17 protein-coding genes and 1 other RNA gene are annotated in these 17376 nt (G+C 42.6%); 12 read left to right on the plus strand and 6 right to left on the minus strand.

Going from position 1 to position 17376, the window contains the following annotated elements:
* Window positions 1–17: 17 nt before the first annotated feature.
* A complete protein-coding gene (locus AB4589_RS15035) occupies window positions 18–500 on the plus strand; it encodes a type IV pilin protein (protein ID WP_009848333.1) in 483 nt (160 codons plus the stop codon).
* Window positions 501–671: 171 nt separating this feature from the next.
* Here AB4589_RS15035 and dnaJ read toward each other — a convergent pair whose 3' ends face one another.
* The 4 genes from dnaJ to grpE all read right to left on the minus strand — a co-directional run bounded on the left by dnaJ (window position 672) and on the right by grpE (window position 6597).
* A complete protein-coding gene (gene dnaJ, locus AB4589_RS15040) occupies window positions 672–1817 on the minus strand; it encodes a molecular chaperone DnaJ (RefSeq protein ID WP_009848332.1) in 1146 nt (381 codons plus the stop codon).
* Window positions 1818–2101: 284 nt separating this feature from the next.
* Window positions 2102–4015 carry a molecular chaperone DnaK gene (dnaK, locus tag AB4589_RS15045; protein ID WP_009848331.1) on the minus strand — a complete coding sequence of 638 codons (1914 nt, stop codon included), beginning with the start codon at window positions 4013–4015 and terminating at the stop codon, window positions 2102–2104.
* 337 nt (window positions 4016–4352) lie between these two features.
* Entirely contained in the window at window positions 4353–5627 is a 1275-nt protein-coding gene (locus tag AB4589_RS15050) for a dicarboxylate/amino acid:cation symporter (protein ID WP_009848330.1), read from the minus strand.
* A gap of 388 nt (window positions 5628–6015) precedes the next feature.
* Window positions 6016–6597, minus strand: a complete 582-nt coding sequence (gene grpE / locus AB4589_RS15055) for a nucleotide exchange factor GrpE (protein ID WP_009848329.1) — start codon at window positions 6595–6597, stop codon at window positions 6016–6018.
* A 143-nt stretch (window positions 6598–6740) separates the two neighbouring features.
* Between grpE and nadK the strand changes: the two genes are divergently transcribed.
* From nadK to bamE, 3 genes are all read left to right on the plus strand, one after another.
* Window positions 6741–7625 carry an NAD(+) kinase gene (gene nadK / locus AB4589_RS15060; protein WP_372100967.1) on the plus strand — a complete coding sequence of 295 codons (885 nt, stop codon included), beginning with the start codon at window positions 6741–6743 and terminating at the stop codon, window positions 7623–7625.
* A gap of 294 nt (window positions 7626–7919) precedes the next feature.
* Window positions 7920–9584 carry a DNA repair protein RecN gene (gene recN / locus AB4589_RS15065; protein WP_017098044.1) on the plus strand — a complete coding sequence of 555 codons (1665 nt, stop codon included), beginning with the start codon at window positions 7920–7922 and terminating at the stop codon, window positions 9582–9584.
* Between the two features lie 167 nt (window positions 9585–9751).
* The gene (gene bamE / locus AB4589_RS15070; RefSeq protein ID WP_009848326.1) at window positions 9752–10111 is read left to right on the plus strand and encodes an outer membrane protein assembly factor BamE; all 360 of its coding nucleotides are present in this window, start codon (window positions 9752–9754) and stop codon (window positions 10109–10111) included.
* 199 nt (window positions 10112–10310) lie between these two features.
* On the opposite strand, the gene AB4589_RS15075 is transcribed toward bamE, so the two are convergent.
* The gene (locus tag AB4589_RS15075; RefSeq protein ID WP_009848325.1) at window positions 10311–10622 is read right to left on the minus strand and encodes an RnfH family protein; all 312 of its coding nucleotides are present in this window, start codon (window positions 10620–10622) and stop codon (window positions 10311–10313) included.
* Window positions 10623–10625: 3 nt separating this feature from the next.
* Window positions 10626–11054 (minus strand): SRPBCC family protein, encoded by a 429-nt coding sequence (locus AB4589_RS15080; protein WP_004735157.1) that lies wholly within the window; start codon window positions 11052–11054, stop codon window positions 10626–10628.
* Window positions 11055–11173: 119 nt separating this feature from the next.
* Between AB4589_RS15080 and smpB the strand changes: the two genes are divergently transcribed.
* The 8 genes from smpB to AB4589_RS15120 all read left to right on the plus strand — a co-directional run.
* Window positions 11174–11659, plus strand: a complete 486-nt coding sequence (smpB, locus tag AB4589_RS15085) for an SsrA-binding protein SmpB (protein ID WP_004735156.1) — start codon at window positions 11174–11176, stop codon at window positions 11657–11659.
* Window positions 11660–11725: 66 nt separating this feature from the next.
* Window positions 11726–12092: a transfer-messenger RNA gene (ssrA, locus tag AB4589_RS15090) on the plus strand.
* Between the two features lie 179 nt (window positions 12093–12271).
* On the plus strand, window positions 12272–13516 hold the full coding sequence (locus AB4589_RS15095) for an integrase arm-type DNA-binding domain-containing protein (protein WP_372100968.1): 1245 nt from the start codon (window positions 12272–12274) through the stop codon (window positions 13514–13516).
* The gene (locus AB4589_RS15100; RefSeq protein WP_372100970.1) at window positions 13506–14459 is read left to right on the plus strand and encodes a hypothetical protein; all 954 of its coding nucleotides are present in this window, start codon (window positions 13506–13508) and stop codon (window positions 14457–14459) included. Before AB4589_RS15095 ends, AB4589_RS15100 begins: the two co-directional genes overlap by 11 nt.
* Before the next feature lie 175 nt (window positions 14460–14634).
* Window positions 14635–14943: a helix-turn-helix transcriptional regulator gene (locus tag AB4589_RS15105; RefSeq protein WP_372100972.1), complete on the plus strand. Its 309-nt coding sequence runs from the start codon at window positions 14635–14637 to the stop codon at window positions 14941–14943.
* Window positions 14943–15431: a hypothetical protein gene (locus tag AB4589_RS15110; protein ID WP_372100974.1), complete on the plus strand. Its 489-nt coding sequence runs from the start codon at window positions 14943–14945 to the stop codon at window positions 15429–15431. Before AB4589_RS15105 ends, AB4589_RS15110 begins: the two co-directional genes overlap by 1 nt.
* A complete protein-coding gene (locus tag AB4589_RS15115; protein ID WP_372100976.1) occupies window positions 15419–15709 on the plus strand; it encodes a hypothetical protein in 291 nt (96 codons plus the stop codon). The genes AB4589_RS15110 and AB4589_RS15115 overlap by 13 nt, the downstream gene beginning before the upstream one ends.
* On the plus strand, window positions 15706–17376 hold a 1671-nt coding region (locus AB4589_RS15120; RefSeq protein ID WP_372100978.1), incomplete at its 3' end, for a type IV secretion system DNA-binding domain-containing protein. The genes AB4589_RS15115 and AB4589_RS15120, both read left to right, overlap by 4 nt.

The raw sequence follows: 17376 nt of genomic DNA on the forward strand, positions 1-17376 counted from the left end.
TGTTTAATCTTGCACCGATGCTACCACCCGAGAAAAATGGACAGGGTTATGAAAGGAAACTACTCGTGAAGATTCGAATAAAAAGATGTAACAACAACAATTTAAGTATGAAAGGAATGACACTGATCGAATTATTGATCGCTGTTGCCATTGTAGGAGTACTCAGTGCAATAGCTTATCCAAGCTACACAAGCCATGTTTTAAAATCGCATCGAATGACAGCGATAGGAGATATGGCAAAAATCCAACTTGAACTTGAGAGTGCTTACGCCGGAAATTATGCCACGGCTGCTGGAAACATAGTTTCTGGAGGGACGTGCTCGTTTTGCGATACCGATACAAGCAGGTATACACTAACAATTTCGGCTAGCAGTACCTCATACTCCATTCAAGCTGAACCACACGCACCACAGACAAATGATGACTGCTTAGACTCACCGACTGATATTCTGGAGTTACATCACTCAGGTGTTTCAGAGCCTCAAGCGTGTTGGAAGTAACAAGAGGAGACACTAAAGCCTCTAGGGGGTGATCTGAAAATTTCGATTATTTTTGCTATGAGCTTCTTTTATACCAATCAATAAACACAAATCTTCAGACACAAAAAAACCTGCTACATGAGCAGGTTTTATTTTTTATTAGTAACTTAAGCTACCAAATCACTGAACTGATTACTTAGTTAGGTCATCGAAGAAGTTTTTCACGCCGCTGAAGAAACCTTCAGACTTTGGCTTGTGCTTGCTTGCCGCTTCACCACAACATGTTTCTTCGAATTCACGCAGTAGTTCTTTTTGACGAGAGCTTAGCTTAACCGGTGTTTCAACCACTAGTTTAACGATTAGGTCACCCACACCGCCGCCACGAACGCCTTTCACGCCTTTGCCACGCATACGGAACATACGGCCCGTTTGTGTTTCTTCTGGCACTTTAAGGTTTACACGACCATCGAGTGTTGGAACTTCAACTTCACCACCTAAAGCAGCCATAGAGAAGCTTACTGGCACTTCGCAGTAAAGATTGTTGCCGTCACGCTCAAAGATATTGTGCTCTTTTACGTGTACTTGTACGTACAAGTCGCCAGCTGGAGCGCCGTGCTCCCCTGCTTCGCCTTCACCAGATAGACGAATGCGATCACCAGTATCAACACCTGCTGGGATCTTAACGTTAAGCGTTTTCGTCTTCTGTTTGCGACCTTGACCATGACATGAGTTACATGGATCTTTGATGATCTTGCCTTTACCATTACAAGTAGGACAAGTCTGTTGAACCGCAAAGAAACCTTGGCGCATTTGTACCTGACCGTGGCCATGACAAGTACCACACGTTTGTGCAGAAGAACCCGCTTTCGCGCCGCTACCATCACAAATGTCACATTCAACAAGTGTTGGTACTTCAATCTCTTTAGATACACCACGAACGGCTTCTTCTAGAGAAAGCTCCATGTTGTAACGCAAATCAGAACCACGTTGTGCACGCGCTTGACCACCACCACGACGACCGCCGCCGAAGATATCGCCAAATACGTCACCGAAGATATCGCCGAAGTCACCTTGCCCACCGCCGCCGTAGCCGCCGCCACCCATGCCACCTTGTTCAAAAGCTGCGTGGCCGTATTGGTCGTAAGCTGCTTTCTTTTGAGCATCGGTTAGGATCTCGTACGCTACTTTTACTTCTTTAAATTTGTCTGCTGCGCTGTCATCACCCTGGTTACGGTCTGGGTGGAATTTCATCGCTAAGCGTTTGTACGCTTTTTTAATATCGCGCTCTGATGCATCGCGGCTTACGCCTAATACTTCGTAAAAATCACGTTTTGACATGTTCTAGGTCACCAAAATAATTGCTACTGCCGAATGATCACTTCAGCAGTCTGTGTATCAATCTAGATAAAAGTTCTGTCGGCTGAAACGCCGAATAAAGCTATTATCTAGATCGACAAGTCTAAATACAAATTTACGGGCGTGAGAGTTACCTCTGACGCCCGCAATAATAAGTCTTTGAGACAAATTTCTAAGCAGATAGCTTGAGCTCTAGGAGGAAGCGCGGAGCCTACGTTAGTAGGTAAGCACTTCCGACAACGAAATCAGGCTACTCTGCAACGAAATTATTTCTTGTCTTCTTTAACTTCTTCGAACTCAGCGTCTACCACATCGTCGTCTTGCTTAGGTTGTTCACCAGCGTCAGCACCAGCTTGTTCAGCTTGAGCTTTCTGTTGAGCAATTTCCATTAGCTTTTGAGCTGCTTGCATAAGTTCTTGAACTTTAGCGTCGATAGCTTCTTTGTCGTCACCAGACTTAACTGATTCTAGAGCTTCGATAGCTGCTTCGATTTTAGCTTTCTCGTCTGCAGGTAGAGCTTCACCAGCTTCTTCTACTTGCTTCTTAGTGCCATGAATCATTTGGTCAGCTTGGTTACGTGCAGTTACTAGCTCTTCGAATTTCTTGTCAGCTTCTTTGTTAGCTTCTGCTTCTTGAACCATTGCTTCGATCTCTTCCTCAGACAAACCGCCTGATGCTTGGATAGTGATCTTCTGCTCTTTGCCTGTCGCTTTATCTTTAGCAGATACGTTCAGGATACCATCAGCATCTAGGTCGAATGTTACTTCAACTTGTGGCATGCCACGTGGTGCTGGTTGGATACCTTCTAGGTTGAACTGACCAAGAGACTTGTTGTAAGTCGCTTGCTTACGCTCACCTTGAAGAACGTGGATAGTTACTGCGCTTTGGTTGTCTTCAGCTGTAGAGAACACTTGATCCGCTTTAGTAGGGATAGTTGTGTTTTTCTCGATAAGCTTAGTCATTACGCCGCCCATCGTTTCGATACCGAAAGATAGAGGAGTAACGTCTAGAAGAAGAACGTCTTTAACTTCACCAGCTAGTACACCACCTTGAACAGCAGCACCCATTGCAACAGCTTCGTCAGGGTTCACGTCTTTACGTGGCTCTTTACCGAAGAATTCAGTTACTTTAGCTTGAACCATAGGCATACGAGTCTGACCACCTACTAGGATAACGTCAGTGATTTCGCCTACAGATAGGTCAGCATCTGCTAGAGCAACTTTTAGTGGCTCAAGAGAACGTTGAACTAGGTCTTCAACTAGAGACTCAAGCTTCGCGCGAGTCACTTTGATGTTCATGTGCTTAGGACCAGTCGCATCTGCAGTAACGTAAGGTAGGTTTACGTCAGTTTGAGTAGTAGAAGAAAGCTCGATTTTCGCTTTTTCTGCTGCTTCTTTAACACGCTGCATTGCTAGTGGATCAGCTTTAAGGTCGATACCTTGCTCTTTCTTGAACTCATCTACTAGGTAGTTGATCATGCGGTTATCGAAATCTTCACCACCAAGGTGAGTATCACCGTTAGTTGAAAGAACTTCGAAAGTCTTCTCGCCTTCTACTTCATCGATTTCGATGATAGAGATATCGAATGTACCACCACCAAGGTCGTATACAGCGATAGTGCGATCACCACCTTGCTTGTCTAGACCGTAAGCCAGAGCAGCAGCAGTAGGTTCGTTGATGATACGTTTAACATCTAGACCAGCGATACGGCCAGCATCTTTCGTTGCTTGACGTTGAGCATCGTTGAAGTAAGCAGGAACAGTTACTACTGCGCCAGTTACTTCTTCGCCTAGGAAGTCTTCAGCTGTTTTCTTCATTTTCTTAAGAACTTCAGCAGATACTTGAGGAGCAGCCATCTTTTGGCCTTGCGCTTCAACCCATGCATCACCGTTATCAGCTTTAACAATGTTAAAAGGCATGATTTCGATATCGCGTTGAACTTCTTCATCTTCAAAACGACGACCGATTAGACGCTTAATCGCGTATAGCGTGTTTTGAGGGTTAGTAACAGCTTGACGTTTCGCAGGTTGACCAACTAGCGTCTCGCCTTCAGTGTATGCGATTACCGATGCTGTTGTGCGTTCGCCTTCAGCATTTTCTAATACGCGTGGTTTGTCACCGTCAAGAACAGCAACACAAGAGTTAGTAGTACCTAAATCAATACCAATGATTCGACCCATCAGGCTTTCTCCGAATAAATTCTATTTAGTTTTTTGCTATACCCACTATGTGGGGGGTAGTAATCAGGGATTCAACCCTAATACACAAATTTAAGTGCAAATGTAATTTGCTTTCGTATGCACCATAGATAAGGGCTCACGAATCCTTTTCAAGGGGGATACTGGATTTTTTCACATTTATTTTGATAAAAGGAATGGTTAGACACGAATACATATCATTACCTTCACATAAGCCCAGTAACTGGGATTATCACCCAATAAAAAACGGAGCCATTTGGGCTCCGTTTGTCTATTCAGGCTTTCCACTTAGATTTCATCTATAGAGGAAAATCTCTGATTACGCTTCTGCTTTCTTTAGCTCAGCTTCTTCGTTTGTTTCAACACCGATTTCGCCTTCAGACTTAGCAACGATAGTGTTAACCGCTGTATCACCTACTACGTTAGAAGAAGTACAGAACATATCGTTGATACGGTCTACCGCAGCAATGATAGCTAGACCTTCTGGTGGTAAACCTAGTTGGTGCAATAGAACACCGACCATTACAACACCACCACCTGGAACACCACCAGCACCGATAGACAGTAGCAAGATAGTTAGACCCAGAGTAAAGATGTCAGCCGTGTTGATTGGTTGACCGAATGCGTTTGCTACGAACATTGTCGCGAGTGCGATGTAGATAGAGACACCAGACATGTTCATTGTCGCACCCAGTGGTACACCGAAGCCTGCCACAGATCTTGATACACCAAGTTTTTCAGTTAGAGTGCGCATTGTTACTGGGATAGTCGCGTTCGAACTTGCCGTCGATAGTGAGAAAAGGATTTGCTCACGAGTTGCACGTAGGAATTGCTTAGGCGTAATACCTGTCGCGATACCAACCATCATTGGGTAGAAGAAGAAAATCCAGAACACTAGCATCGCAACAACAAGCGCTACGTAGCCCGCTACAGACATAAGTGTCTCGGCGTTCAGTGTCGCACCTAGTTGAATCATCAGAGCGAATACACCAAATGGTGCCAAGCTCATTACCAGGCCGATAAGCTTCATCATGATTTCGTTAGCCATCTTGAACGTTTTGATCGCTGGACCGCCACGTGAATCAAGAGCCTGAATAGCAAGACCAGTCAAAATTGCCATGAAGATGATCTGTAGCATGTCGCCGCTTGCAAACGCCTGAACTGGGTTGCTAGGAACGATGTTCACAACAAGAGAGAAGATATCTGGAGTTTCAGTTGTTGTTAGTTGAACTGTCTCAGAGATCGTTCCGGCTAAATCTGCACCAGCACCCGGTTGGAAAATAAGGCCAACAGTTAGGGCTGCAGAAATCGCGATGATGGTGTTGATAATGTAAAGAGCAAAAGTTTTACCACCTAGGCGACCGAAAGAACGGATGTCTTTCAATTCAACAATTCCGCAAACGATAGATACGTATACCAGTGGAACAACCAATAGTTTGATCAAAGAGACAAACATACCACCGACACCTTCTGCTAGACCTAGCAGGTAAGTATCAAATACTGCAATACCGTTGAATAGGTACTGAATAGCAGTACCAATAAGTAGGCCGGCAAACAAGCCTACAAAAATCTTACTTGAGAGCGATTTGTCCATCGTTCTTCTCCAGTTTGTTGTGTTTGAAATTTGTACTTTTATAGTTATATATGCGAGTTAAATCGCTATATCGCAGTGGATTTTACATACAAAGATAACAATTAAAAGCATTTATTTACAAAAACATTACAAGTGTGACATCAAAACATTTCTTCATTAACAACCAGTTTCATAATATAAAACTCTAAATCATTGTTCTGGGTAATATAAAAGGAACAACATTCTTAATGCGGTTTTGATGACTATCTACGTGGGTTCTCAAGTTATAGGCACAAAAAAAGAGAGGCATATGCCTCTCTTTTCATTTTACGTAAACCAGTGATTTATTTTGTCGCCGCGACTTACTCAGTCAATGCGCGACTCAATCACTTGGCAGCGTAACACGTCATTACTTAGCAACCATAACCATCGCAGGGCGAACCACACGACCGTTTAACTCGTAACCTTTTTGCATTACGAACATAACCGTGTTTGATTCGTGATCTGGACTTTCTTGGATAGACATCGCTTGGTGGAATTCAGGGTTGAACACTTCACCTTCAGGGTTGATCTCTTTAAGACCAAACTTAGCAACTGTGTCTACGAACGTTTTGTGCGTTAGCTCAACACCTTCAAACAGTGGCTTAACCACTTCGTTTTCAGCATCTGCCGCTTGCATTGCACGCTCTAGGTTGTCGATGACAGGAAGTAGACCTTCAGCAAACTTGTTCAAAGCGAATTTACGCGCCTTATCAATTTCTTGCTCGCTACGGCGACGCATGTTTTCAACTTCAGCTTTTGCGCGAAGAACAGAATCTTGCTGCTCTTTCACTTTAGATTCGCTAGAAAGTAGTGCAGCTTCTAGTTGAGCGATTTTTGCTTCTTGCTCATCAACAGACTCTTCATTTAGCTCAGCTTCTTCAACTTTCTCAGCTTCAGCAATGATTTGATCTAGCTCTTCTTCCGTTACTTTGTTTTCTTCGTTGCTCATGATCTCTCCAGAATTCGTTTTCAATGCAAGTGACAGGTGTGTTTGCACCCCAAATTGATATAAAACACTCGCATAGACGTTCAACTTGCCTTTATTATGGGGATGAAGAATTTTGATTCAAGCCTAATTCGTTTGGAAACGTTATGAAAAAGCCATTTGAAGTCATCGCCATTATTGGTAAACCTCGAGATCAGCAAGCAATTCAGACTCATAGAGAGCTCTATCAGTGGTTAAGTATTGAGGGTTATCAAGTGTTTGTGGATGACAGACTCGCTACAATTTTAGACGATATCCCACAAGAACATTTTTCTAGCCTAATTGAATTAGGTAAACGCGCCGATCTCGCCATTGTGGTGGGTGGTGACGGAAATATGCTCGGTGCCGCTAGAATCTTGTCACGTTTCGATATTTCAGTGATTGGCGTAAACCGAGGTAACCTAGGTTTCCTTACCGATCTTAATCCTGAAAACTTCCAGAGTGCGCTTACTGATGTACTCAAGGGTGAATTCATGGAAGAAGAGCGCTTCTTACTTGAAACTGAAATTCATCGTCATGGCCAAATAAAAAGCCATAACGCCGCACTCAACGAAGCAGTACTTCACCCCGGTCAAGTCGCACATATGATCGAGTTCGAAGTGTATATCGATGACAGCTTCGCCTTCTCACAGCGTTCTGATGGCTTGATCGTCTCAACACCGACAGGTTCAACCGCCTATTCGCTTTCTGGTGGTGGTCCTATCCTGTCATCAAGTTTAAATGCAATTTCATTAGTACCGATGTTCCCACACACCCTTTCAAGCCGCCCACTGGTAGTGGATGGAAAACGTCGTATCAAGCTGATCGTATCGCCTGATAACCGCGGAACTCAGGAAGTGAGCTGCGATGGTCAAATCTCGCTACCGGTTTCTCCTGGTGATGAGATCCACATTTACCAAAGCCCGAATGTACTCAAGCTGATCCACCCTAAAGACTACAACTACTACCATGTTCTGCGTAACAAACTAGGCTGGTCGAGTAAGTTGTTCTAAAAGAATAAAAGCGCCAGTGGTAACCGAAAATTTGAAAGGCTGACGACATTCGTCAGCCTTTTTTATTGCCCATAGAAAGCCCGTAGGCTCTCGCTTCTCTGCAATTCCTTATACCTCCACTCCCGACAGGGAGGAACAACTGAGTTGGGAATCTACTGCGGTTTCAGTGATCTACGAACAACCTCAATTCTGAGATCTGTCGCAAAAAATTTTCACCTGCTGACTTTACTGTATAAAGAAACAGTATATACTGAGCTTATATACAGTATTGTTCAGTTATACAGGTAAATAAAAATGCTGGCTCATCTAAGTGTTAATAATTTCGCTATTGTTAAGTCTTTACAGCTAGAACTCTCTAAAGGCATGACAACAATCACCGGAGAAACTGGTGCGGGTAAATCTATCGCTATCGACGCTTTAGGCTTGTGTCTTGGAGGAAGATCTGATGCAGGAATGGTTCGACAAGGTGAAGAAAAAACCGAAGTCAGTGCCGCTTTTTTACTTGAGAACAATCTGCATGCTACCCGCTGGTTAGAAGACAATGAACTGCTTGATGGCGGTGAATGCATCCTACGCAGAACCATCTCTAAAGAAGGTCGTTCTCGCGCATTCATCAACGGCAGTCCCGTGCCTCTTTCACAATTAAAATCGCTTGGACAGCTGTTGATCAACATTCATGGTCAACACGCGCACCATCAGTTGATGAAAAGCGATTACCAAATGGCCATGCTTGATCAATACGCAGGTCACTTGAACCTATTGAAATCGACACGTAATGCTTACCAAGCCTGGCGACAAGCCGATAACCACTTGAAAGAGTTACGTGAAAATAGCCAGCAAAACCAAGCTCAAAAACAACTTCTTGAATACCAAATCAAAGAGTTAAATGAGCTGTCTATTGGGGAGGAAGAATATGAAGACCTCGAACAAGAGCATAAGCGCCTCTCCAATAGCGGAGAACTGGCCACAACCTGCCAACAAGCTATCGAGCTTATTTATGAAGGTGAAGAAGTTAATGCGCTTGGTATTCTGCAATCGGCCAATAACTCCTTAATTCAGTTAGCGGAGCTAGATGAAAGATTGGCTGAGTTACCAAACTTATTGTCTGAAGCCATTATTCAGATTGAAGAAACCAACAACGAGTTAAGAACATACCTAGACAGCATTGATGTTGATCCCGGTCGTATGGCTTACGTTGAGGAGCGTTTCTCTAAAGTGATGTCGATGTCTCGTAAACACCACGTATTACCTGAAGAACTGTATAAGCACCATCAAGACTTACTACAACAAGTTGAAGCGCTTGATTGCTCTGATGAAAAATTGGAAGAATTGGCAAACGAGGTAGAAAACCAATACCAGTCGTTCGTGGCTAAATCAGAGAAGCTTCATAAATCTCGAACTCGTTACGCAAAAGAACTCAACAAGCTGATCACGCAAAGCATGCATGAACTGAGCATGGAAAAAGCGCAGTTTGCCATTGAAGTAAACAACACCAACACACACCCTTCTCCATTAGGTATGGATAACGTGACCTTCATTGTTTCGACCAACCCAGGTCAACCAATGCAGCCCATTGCTAAAGTGGCTTCTGGGGGCGAGTTATCACGAATCTCACTAGCGATTCAGGTGATCACAGCGCAAAAAGTGGATACACCAAGCCTGATTTTCGATGAAGTCGATGTGGGTATCAGTGGACCAACCGCTGCGGTTGTCGGAAAAATGCTACGTAAGCTGGGCGAATCTACGCAAGTTATGTGTGTAACGCACTTACCTCAAGTGGCAGGTTGTGGACATCAACAACTGTTCGTTGCAAAGAACACGAAATCAGGTAAAACCGAGACTCAAATGCACACGCTTGATGAACAACAACGCGTTTCAGAGCTTGCTCGACTGCTTGGTGGCAGCCAAATTACCGAATCGACGCTTGCCAATGCAAAAGAGTTATTAATCGCAGCATAGGTTACATATTCAGCAACTTTCTGATAATTTACCGAAAATTCTTGGCAATTTTGCAACTTAATTCAAAATTGCCAGTCATAACAAGCTCAAAGCGCAAGGAGCTTTTTACTTCTTGCTGGAGCTTGTTTATTATCAGGCAGTATTTTAGCGAAGAAAGATCTCAAACTATGCGAATTAAAAAGTGGTTAGTTGCAGTTCCACTTGCACTAACAATGTTGACCGGTTGCTCTCTACTAGAGAAGTTGGTTTATCGAATTGACATCAATCAGGGTAACTATGTTGAACAAGAAGCTGTCGATCAGCTCAAGTTTGGCATGACAAAAACACAAGTTCGTTACGTTATGGGCTCACCTATGCTTATCGAAAATGGCTACCCAGATACGTGGTACTACATTTACCACCACCAAAAAGGCCATAACGACCCTATCCAGAAAAACCTTGTCGTGAACTTTGATGCCACTGGCACTCTAGTAACGATCAATGGTGATTTTGAAGCCAGTGATGAGTTCTTCGAAAGCCTTCGCTAGCTTTCAGTCAACAAAGCTCTCAGCTGATAAAGCTTTCCAGTCGACAAAACTATCAGTCGACAAGGTATGAATCGCAAAAGCCTGCTCACATGAGCAGGCTTTTTAATATCTGCTAACAAATTAGCTGCGTGTCTAACCAACAGGCACAAAAAAGCTCGCCAACATTGCGAGCTCTCTTCTTAGTCGAATTTTTTTAGCACTACGATTTAGCTGCGGCTGCTTTCGCTTGCTCAGCACGCTTACGGCGGATCTCTTTTGGATCGGCTAACAGTGCTCGGTAGATTTCGATACGATCTTTATCGCGAACCGTCGCATCTAGCTTAACGTTGCGGCTGAATACGCCAACCTTGTTTTTTGCTAAGTCGATCTCTGGGTACAATTCCAAAACGCCAGACTGCGCAATGATCTCTTCAACGGTCGCGTGCTTGTTTACTACTAAAGTAAACACACGCTGTTCATGCGGAAGTGCAAACACAACCTCTACGTGGATCATATCCGATTCAATAGTCATGGCTTAGTAGACCTGTTTCGCGCGTTGAGTAAAAGCACTGACCATATTACTCGTCAGCTCATTGAAAACCTTACCAAATGCCATTTCAATCATTCGGCTAGAGAATTCAAACTCTAACTTAAGCTCAACCTTACACGCTTGCTCATCGAGCGGAGTAAAATACCAACCACCCTGCAGCTTTTTAAACGGGCCGTCCACCAGCTCCATCAAGATCTCAGCGCCATCCGCTAAGCGGTTCGATGTGGTAAATGTTTTGCTGATACCCGCTTTAGAGACATCAACTGAAGCTACCATAGTTGAATCTGAAGATTCGATCACACGTGAACCAGAACACCCTGGCAAAAACTCGTGATAACGAGCAACATCATTGACCAAGCTGAACATCTGGTCGGCACTAAACGACACTAATGCTGAACGAGTAACCTTTGGCATATAGACTCCTGTTAAAGACAGCGTTACATTAACACAAACTGCAATTTTAATTGTATTGGGCCAGAGCGCAAATAAAAAGGATTCCCCAACTAGGGTGCAATCCGTATAATGAGGCCATTATGGCAAAGAATAAATCAAAATCAAAAGCCGGTAGTAATACCATTGCGCTTAATAAGAAAGCTCGCCACGAATATTTCATCGATGATGAGATAGAAGCGGGGCTTGAGCTACAAGGCTGGGAAGTAAAATCCCTACGTGAAGGCAAAACCAATATCGCAGAAAGCTACGTCTACATCCGAGACGGCGAAGCATTCATCAGTGGTATGACGATCACTCCGCTAACTCAAGCGAGTACTCATATCGTGGCGAACCCAACACGCATCCGTAAACTACTAATGTCGAGAAAAGAACTCGACAACCTTATCGGTCGTATTAACCGTGAAGGCATGACACTTGTCGCAACCGCACTTTACTGGTCTCGCTCTTGGGCGAAGATTAAAGTTGGCGTAGCGAAAGGTAAAAAGCTGCACGATAAACGTACTGATATGAAAGAAAAAGATTGGGCGAGAGATAAAGCACGAATTATGAAGAGTAATTTGCGTTAATTTTAAGCACTTAAACGCACAGTGCTAGACAGGCAAAGCTTTTCTGGTACTATGCAAATAACACTTGGGGCTGATTTAGGATTCGACAGGAATTTTGAAGTCTGAGGTGCATGCCGTGGGGCGGTTGGCCACGTTAAAAGCCGCAAAAAAATAGTCGCAAACGACGAAAACTACGCACTAGCAGCTTAATAACCTGCTCAGAGCTCTCTTACCCTAGCTTCCGCTCGTAAGACGGGGACCAATAAGAGATCAAACCCAAACTAGCTAGCGCGGATTCTCCCACCTGAGAGGAAAAGCGCGAATAACAATTCAGGTTAGCCTTTAACTAGCGTGTCGGTTCGCAGGTTGCTGGTGAAATTAAAGATCGACTAAGCATGTAGTACCAATGATGAATGATTTTTGGACGCGGGTTCAACTCCCGCCAGCTCCACCAAACGTTTGGAACGGGACATCTCAGGATGTCCCATTTTTGTATCTAACGCCTTGTAAAACCTACTTTCACTTACTTCAATATGTCTCACTAGGAATCGCGGAATCTTAGCGTTAATGTCACACTTGATGTAACATCAAACTAGCAAGTTTAAGCTAGTGTTACATAAAAAGGACATGATTATGGCTAAACAGGTTAAGCCCTTGTCGGCTACAGAGGTCAAAAATGCCAAATGCCGAGAAAAAGAATACTCCCTCTGCGATGGCAATGGACTATATCTAAGACTTAAGCCCAATAATTCAAAAAACTGGGTTTTCAACTATACCCACCCTATCACGAAAAAAAGGAAGAATATCGGTCTAGGTTCCTATCCTGATACAAGCTTAGCCAACGCTCGAGAAAAAGCAGCAGCATCCAGAGAACTAATAGCCCAAGGGATCGATCCGAAGACTCATCGTGATAATGAACTAGTCAAAGAGCAGATTAAAATCAGTAACACTCTCAAAGCTGTTGCTGCGACTTGGTTTGACGTTAAGAAAGGGTCGGTAACAGAAGATCATGCGACCGATATATGGCGTTCTTTAGAGCTACATATATTTCCAAATCTAGGTAACTTGCCAATTTCAGACATTACGGCACCAGTTGCAATTAAGACCTTGGGCTACCTTCAATCCGAAGCAAAACTCGACATGCTCAAACGAGTTTGCGCTCGGTTAAACGAAGTAATGACATTTGCAGTTAACAGCGGTTTACTCGAATTTAACCAGCTAGCAAATATCAGAAAGGCTTTCAAACAACCGAAATCTACTCCAATGAAAGCTGTACACCCAGATCAAATGGGGTTTGTAATGCGAAAGATGTCAGAATCAAATATGACTCATATTACACGCTGTGCTTTCGAATTTCAGTTACATACCTTAGTCAGGCCTAACGAAGCAGCATTAGCTGAATGGGATGAAATCGACTTTGCTAAAAAGTTATGGGTAATCCCTGAGAGCAAAATGAAAAAAAGCAAAGCTCACAGAATTCCGTTATCTGAAGCTAGCATCTCCATTCTTGAACAACTGAAACCTATATCATTTGGCAAAAACCGATACGTATTCCCAGCTCACTCCAAAGCAAACCATCACATCAATAGTCAAACAGTTAACAATGCGATTAAAAATGCAGGCCTCAACGATTATCTAGTAAGTCATGGCCTTAGATCGATTGGTAGTACATTGTTGAATGAGCAAGATGATTACGACTTCGATAAAGATGCTATAGAGGTTGTTTTATCACATGTAGGCACAGATAAAATTCGGATGGCATACAACAGAGCAGAGTACGTAGATAAGCGACGACCTATCATGGATTACTGGAGCCAATTTATTCTAAAAGCATCAAAGAATCACTTCACTATCGCTAGAGACACTAATGAAAGTTAAACATAAAGATTACTATTATTCACTGGATGAAGACACGATCCCTTCATTGGAAGAGTACCTACTAACCAACTCGACACGGATAGCTGAAGAGCGAACTCTATCGCATGATTGTGCAGCAAAAGCACTTTTATTAATCGGCAATGTACTCCGTGAATCTTTTTCTAATCTTGATGACTATTCAGACAGAATTAATGACAACCTACCGTTACCCCACCTATTCATTAAATCAGGTTTACAACTTTTAGCAGCTTCAACAAAAAAAGACCAAGAGGATGCCGTCAAGGTACTCACTGATGGTCTTGGTTTAACAGCGGACAATAGAAGGAGGCTAATATCTCCTGCAACAGCTTTCGATGAAACGGAAGCGATAAAAAAGACCGAAGACTTAAGTCAAAATGAAGCGTTCAATGCTGTGGGCGAGAAGCTTGGAACATCTAAATCAACAATACTAAGGAGGTACTATGAGCATAAGGAAAATGTCAAAACATACTACTCTCGTTTATGCCAAGAACTTAATCTACTTCCAGATGACAACTTAAGAGAATCTTGGGAGCAAGGTAGATATAAACCAATTGAAGATCGTTACTTTAAAATTAATGAATGCATTAGACGGTGCCTATATCCTGAACAATGTGGGGGTTATATCAATGTTGAAGAAGATCATCTTTACTTCACTAAGATTTATAATGGCATAATACAAAATATTGAGTACCGTACTTTTGAAGGCATGCATCAAGCAACCATTGCTTATTCCGAAGGAGATAAAACGTATCAAGATTTCTCCATTCAGAAATACTTCAGGTACCACCATGAGCAACATGGCAGTTTGAGCGATAATATTGACAAGGTAATCAATAAGCTAAAATCAACCTATGACCATGATGCCATTTTCAACCGCTCACTTGAAAAATTTGAAGAGCTAGCAGAGAAAAAACGCTCCTAATTGTTGATTAAGTTAGAGCCGTAGACACTTTTTTAGCCTCTACGGCAAAAAATAAAAACTTTTATATCAATAACTTGATCGTGCCTCACTAGAAAACCTCAAAAGCCCCCCTCTTTTTTGAATAAAGTTCTTAGTTATATGCTTTCTGTAAATGAACAGTAAAGGCATATTACAAATGAACAGCCACATTAAAATAGAACGAAAAAAACAAGTACTTTCTCGAATCCCTTTCTCGAAAGCAACATTGCACAGGTATATTAATCTAGGGAAATTCCCTCCATCAATCCCTCTAGGTGCGCGCTCTGTTGGCTTCTTAACACATGAAGTCGACGCGTTTATCGCAGCACTAGCTACAGATCAAGATTTAGAAACCTTAGTTGATACACTCATGGAAGAGAGAAGGCATTTAATATCAACTCCACTCTTCCATCACAAATCACCTCCATCTAATTATTCAAATGTCCCGAGTAAGGAGAGTAAATAATGAAGACTTCTACTCGACGTAAAATGTACTCACGACAAATAATTGAAAACCATCATCAGGAGCTTGAATATGTCTTTGAGGAACTATCTTACGAGGTTTCTTACATACTAGCAGGGGCAATTGTAGTCGCTGAAGATGAATACAATTTCCATGTTGATAATTCAATGGTTCCTGATGTTGTATCTGATGCAGTTAAGCACCTAATTAACCAAGGTCACTACAGCCCAATTTGTCATCAAATGCCTCTTGTTTTGAGAGCAATACGCATTTATCGCAAGAACACAGTACCTGAGCTTAGAGGATATCAGACCCTTTGCACTGGTAGTGATAGCCAAACACCGCCCACTCAAACAAATCGCGGCGGTATATCAAAGATCTGGCCGCTAGCAGCTCTGCTAGCGAAGCTTAATCGAAGTCGACTCCAAAGACTCTCACTACTACCGCTAGCAATGCTAGCCGTCATTGGGGGTGTTCTATGGCTGAGCTAACTGGTAAAACAATTGGAATAAGACTTCCCCCAGCACTCGACGCGAAGGTTCTGAGAGAAGCAGATAGAACGGGACAAACAAAAACTGAAGTCATCAGAGCTGCAACTGTCCGACAGTTTGACCAAGAACCTATAGAAGTTCTTATAAAGCAACTTGAATTAAAACTACTTCGAAAAACTTTCGAGATTAACTGCGAAATTGTCGGATTAACGGAAGATCAGAAAGCAGAAGCAGTTATAAATATCAATCTTGCACTTGGTCAGGAGGTCTTATTATGAGCACAAAAGAGCTACCACCCTCACAACCTTATCAGGATTGGGGAGTCATCATTTTATCAACACTTTGTTTGACAAGCGTTCTAACTATGTTGGTAATTTGTATAAGCTGGGACTGGTTTACAACGTGGGCACCAATTGAAAAGCACCTTAATATTTGGATAGACATCATGGCTGGTTTCTATTCAAACGATAACTCGATATGGCAAGCATATCGAGAATATCTAGTTAGTAACAATCTAGAGGTTGATTTCATCGCACACACTCTACTTCCCTTAATCGTGGCATTTTCGACAAGTATTATGCTATGCATGAACACTTTCTATGTGTTAGGTGGAAAAACTGTAGAAAGACACGTTGCAGGCTCAAAGAGGCTCGATGGCAAGCAAGCTAACAGGCATGCGAAACAACAGTTATCACTAGAAATTAAAGGCGGTGCAAAAAAAGGTCTACATATCCATCCCTGTATACAAATAACTCAACAATCTGAAATTGGTAACATCCTTATAACTGGTCAACCTGGTTCAGGGAAAACTGTGATAATTTGCAGTCTCTTGAAGCAAATTATCACAACTAAACAAAAAGTTTTTATTTTCGATGCAAAGCAAGAGTACACGGAAAAATTCTACTCTAAGAACCAGAGCTTACTGATTGCTCCTTGGGACAAAAGAAGTGTAATTTGGAATATATCTGAAGATATGAAACATGATAGTGCCCCTTCTCGATTCGCAGAGCACATCATTTCAGAGACAAAAGATCGAATTTGGAGTGAATCAGCAAGACTGATACTTGTAGGGATCATTGAATCACTGAAAGCCCGCAGTGCGCCTTGGGGTTGGCTTGAGCTATACCACGCTCTTAACGTTAGTGAAGTAAACTTAAGAGCTACGTTAAAGCAACATTCCCCAAAAGCCATGCGATTTGTCGAAGAGAACAATCGTACAACACAAAGCATCCTCATTACTATGCAGAGTGAATTGGGCTGGATTGAATCGCTTGCTAAGGCTTGGCCAAAATCATATATGAGCAAATTTTCAATTCACTATTGGGTAAACAACTGCAAAGCTAAGCCGACACTGATACTTCAAGCTCATCAAAAATATCCATCTGTAGGTAAACCACTATTCCATTCATGTATGAGCATGATGGTTGATGAACACCTGTCGAGCCTAAAGAGTAAACGATGTTATTTAGTCGTTGATGAACTAGCTAACCTACCAAAATCAAATGCGTTGTTGCGCTGGATAGAGTTAGGTAGAGCGCAAGGAGGGCGTACAATTGCAGGAACGCAAGCAATCTCTCAGCTAAGGTCAATTTACGGGAATGATACCACTAACTCATTAACTAGCATGTTCAGTAACCTAGTTACGTTGAAGATTGGATCAGCAGGAGACACAGCTGAATTTATGTCTAAGGCTCTGGGACAAAGAGTTGTTGAGAGACCACAAACTCAAAGCTCAAAAGCAACAACTGCAAGTTGGCAAAAAGTTACATACCCAATAATTTACCCATCAGACCTAACTCAGTTGCCCAACCCGAATAAAAATGGAGTTGTAGGCTTTCTAACGATAAACGGCTGGAGCGCAACATATCGTTTGGTCTGGCCATATCCAGAAACGCCAGCCATCGCCAAAAAAGAAGTAAGTGCAACTGTCAACGCCAGTTTAAAA

It is taken from the genome of Vibrio sp. 10N.222.49.A3, from assembly GCF_041475145.1.
In the GTDB taxonomy this organism is placed as follows: domain Bacteria; phylum Pseudomonadota; class Gammaproteobacteria; order Enterobacterales; family Vibrionaceae; genus Vibrio; species Vibrio tasmaniensis_A.

Excerpts from the sequence above, each read along its gene's own strand:
- smpB (WP_004735156.1), top strand. The coding sequence starts at position 11,174 with ATGGCAAAGAATAAATCAAAATCAAAAGCCGGTAGTAATACCATTGCG.
- AB4589_RS15050 (WP_009848330.1), bottom strand. The coding sequence starts at position 5,627 with ATGGACAAATCGCTCTCAAGTAAGATTTTTGTAGGCTTGTTTGCCGGC.
- dnaK (WP_009848331.1), bottom strand. The coding sequence starts at position 4,015 with ATGGGTCGAATCATTGGTATTGATTTAGGTACTACTAACTCTTGTGTT.
- AB4589_RS15095 (WP_372100968.1), top strand. The coding sequence starts at position 12,272 with ATGGCTAAACAGGTTAAGCCCTTGTCGGCTACAGAGGTCAAAAATGCC.
- AB4589_RS15075 (WP_009848325.1), bottom strand. The coding sequence starts at position 10,622 with ATGACTATTGAATCGGATATGATCCACGTAGAGGTTGTGTTTGCACTT.
- AB4589_RS15115 (WP_372100976.1), top strand. The coding sequence starts at position 15,419 with ATGGCTGAGCTAACTGGTAAAACAATTGGAATAAGACTTCCCCCAGCA.
- AB4589_RS15105 (WP_372100972.1), top strand. The coding sequence starts at position 14,635 with ATGAACAGCCACATTAAAATAGAACGAAAAAAACAAGTACTTTCTCGA.
- recN (WP_017098044.1), top strand. The coding sequence starts at position 7,920 with ATGCTGGCTCATCTAAGTGTTAATAATTTCGCTATTGTTAAGTCTTTA.
- bamE (WP_009848326.1), top strand. The coding sequence starts at position 9,752 with ATGCGAATTAAAAAGTGGTTAGTTGCAGTTCCACTTGCACTAACAATG.
- AB4589_RS15100 (WP_372100970.1), top strand. The coding sequence starts at position 13,506 with ATGAAAGTTAAACATAAAGATTACTATTATTCACTGGATGAAGACACG.
- nadK (WP_372100967.1), top strand. The coding sequence starts at position 6,741 with ATGAAAAAGCCATTTGAAGTCATCGCCATTATTGGTAAACCTCGAGAT.
- AB4589_RS15080 (WP_004735157.1), bottom strand. The coding sequence starts at position 11,054 with ATGCCAAAGGTTACTCGTTCAGCATTAGTGTCGTTTAGTGCCGACCAG.
- AB4589_RS15110 (WP_372100974.1), top strand. The coding sequence starts at position 14,943 with ATGAAGACTTCTACTCGACGTAAAATGTACTCACGACAAATAATTGAA.
- AB4589_RS15035 (WP_009848333.1), top strand. The coding sequence starts at position 18 with ATGCTACCACCCGAGAAAAATGGACAGGGTTATGAAAGGAAACTACTC.
- dnaJ (WP_009848332.1), bottom strand. The coding sequence starts at position 1,817 with ATGTCAAAACGTGATTTTTACGAAGTATTAGGCGTAAGCCGCGATGCA.
- grpE (WP_009848329.1), bottom strand. The coding sequence starts at position 6,597 with ATGAGCAACGAAGAAAACAAAGTAACGGAAGAAGAGCTAGATCAAATC.